This is a genomic window from Lentibacillus halodurans (assembly GCF_900112045.1).
Classification (GTDB): Bacteria; Bacillota; Bacilli; order Bacillales; family Amphibacillaceae; genus Lentibacillus; species Lentibacillus halodurans.
Window position 1 is genome coordinate 1 of the sequence record NZ_FOJW01000029.1, and the last position, 2019, is coordinate 2019.

At 34.4% G+C, this 2019-nt stretch carries 2 protein-coding genes; one reads left to right on the top strand and one right to left on the bottom strand.

What is annotated here, in order from left to right; genetic code table 11:
• Window positions 1-713: 713 nt before the first annotated feature.
• Window positions 714-875 carry an IS3 family transposase gene (locus tag BM195_RS19275; RefSeq protein ID WP_090241688.1) on the top strand — a complete coding sequence of 54 codons (162 nt, stop codon included), beginning with the start codon at window positions 714-716 and terminating at the stop codon, window positions 873-875.
• 68 nt (window positions 876-943) lie between these two features.
• On the opposite strand, the gene BM195_RS17985 is transcribed toward BM195_RS19275, so the two are convergent.
• The coding region (locus BM195_RS17985) for an N-acetylmuramoyl-L-alanine amidase (protein WP_090241690.1) at window positions 944-2019 on the bottom strand (1076 nt) is incomplete at its 5' end.

The following is a 2019-nucleotide window of genomic DNA, read 5'->3' on the forward strand; positions in this document are numbered from 1 at the left end:
TCTTCTCCATCCGTTGCTTCAACTATGTATGGACTAAAGTGGAAGAGAGAAAGTATAAAGGCAAAAAGAATTATAGTTTTCCTGCATTTCACTTTTTTCACCTCCTTCTATGAATTTATAATACTACTAGTTTATTATGAAATAAAATTCGTTACTTTTCAACAGAATTTTCGTATTATCCTGGTACAATATTCCTAAAACAAAAATAGCTTAACTAAATTACCAACGATTGCCACTTTTCTTAATAAGCTCTCCCGTGTGTTTTATGTTTAACCTCTATACAGTAATTCTAAACTTATAATAGATTGTTGCCATGTCAGAGATTTTTTCACGTGTCAACATCCTTCTAAAATTAGAATATAATTCTAGTATTTATGGTAAGCAGTTAATTGTTATTTTTTGCTATTAATTCAAAATTTAGAAGCCAGAAGTTATTTTCAGAACAGTATTATCCATAAGCAAAATGTAAAAAGAGATGAACCACAATCAATGGGAGTTTTTCTATGCCCAAAAAAGGACAAACCCTTTAAAACCTATAATAGGAATTTTCCGTGAAATGGTTCACTTGAAATTCGAGGAAGGATAGCGTTATAGACACCCCGTTATCGTATGGGAGGTGTTCGAACGAAACGATCTTGATTTGGTTTATAAATTACATTGAAGCATTTAAAAGATATCCCGTTAGAAAAGGAAGTACTCATTCACTGTATTGAATGTTTCTTCTCATATTTAAAAACAGAGCAGTTGTATTTAGTACTCTCAAAACAACAGAACATCAAATCATTCTCGATTATATTGATTTCTACAAAGATCGTTTTCAAGACAAATTAAAAGGTCTTTCCCCGGTTGAATACCAAGAAAAGACCGCAGATTAAAACACTCTTTTTTCATTGTCTACTTGACAGGGTTACCTGCAGAGCTTATCTCTTATCAGTTTATTAACTTAACTTCTTTCTAAATCAAATGAATTTGCAATAGCATCTGCTATAACTTCCCCAATATATGCTCGATAGCTGGGATCTTGCAAAAGTGTATTTTCAGCAAAGTTATCTATAAATAAAAGCTCCAGCAAAATGGCTGGCATTGTGGTATTACGTAACACATTAAAATTAGCTTCTTTCATACCACGATCTCTTATACCATTTCTTATGCTTAACTCACTGGCTATATATTGATGGATTTGTCTTTGCTTTTCTTTTGTATTTACCGTAACATTACCGTCATGTATATAGCTTTCGAAACCATGTCCAGATCCATCAAATGCATTATTGTGTATACTGACAAAATAATCAGCATCCCATGCATTTGCCATTTGCGCTCTATCTTCCAATTCTACAAATGTATCTTTAGTTCGGGAAGTATTTACAATTGCCCCTGAGTATTTGGATTCCAAGGAACTTACAGCGTCCAAAGCAATGTCACGGACAACATCTTTCTCGTTTAAACCATACCCTTGAGCACCTGAATCATGAGCACCATGTCCTGGATCGAGAAATATTTTCACAACATTATTATCAAGGGTTTTTAAGGTAGCTTTATCAACAATGCCTGTTGTTTCCAACCCGTATGCTTCTTGGAACTCTTTGACAACATCAGAAGTTATTTTTCCATAATATTGACTTGGATCAGACCAACTTGAAAAACCTAGTGCAACCAATGCTTTTTTTAATTCTATAATTTGTTCCCCTCTATCCCCATCTTTATAGGGAGGATTCAGAACTTCTGAAATTTTGTTTCTTGTTTTTTTATCTGCAACACCAGTTTCATCCAAACCGTAGTAAGACTGAAAATCTTTTACAACATCAACAGTTATACTTCCATAATACTCTGTTGGGCTTGACCAGTTTGCAAACCCAAGGCTAGTTAAATCCTCTTTCAAAGACACGATATGATCACCGCTGTCCCCTTCTTGATATTGCGGATTATCTTTTAGTGCTTCTTCTATTGCCGAAAGTGTGTTTGTGCCTGCTATTCCATCTACTGTCAGACCATGGGCTGCCTGAAAATCTTCTACAACAC

Excerpts from the sequence above, each read along its gene's own strand:
- BM195_RS19275 (WP_090241688.1), top strand. The coding sequence starts at position 714 with ATGTTTCTTCTCATATTTAAAAACAGAGCAGTTGTATTTAGTACTCTC.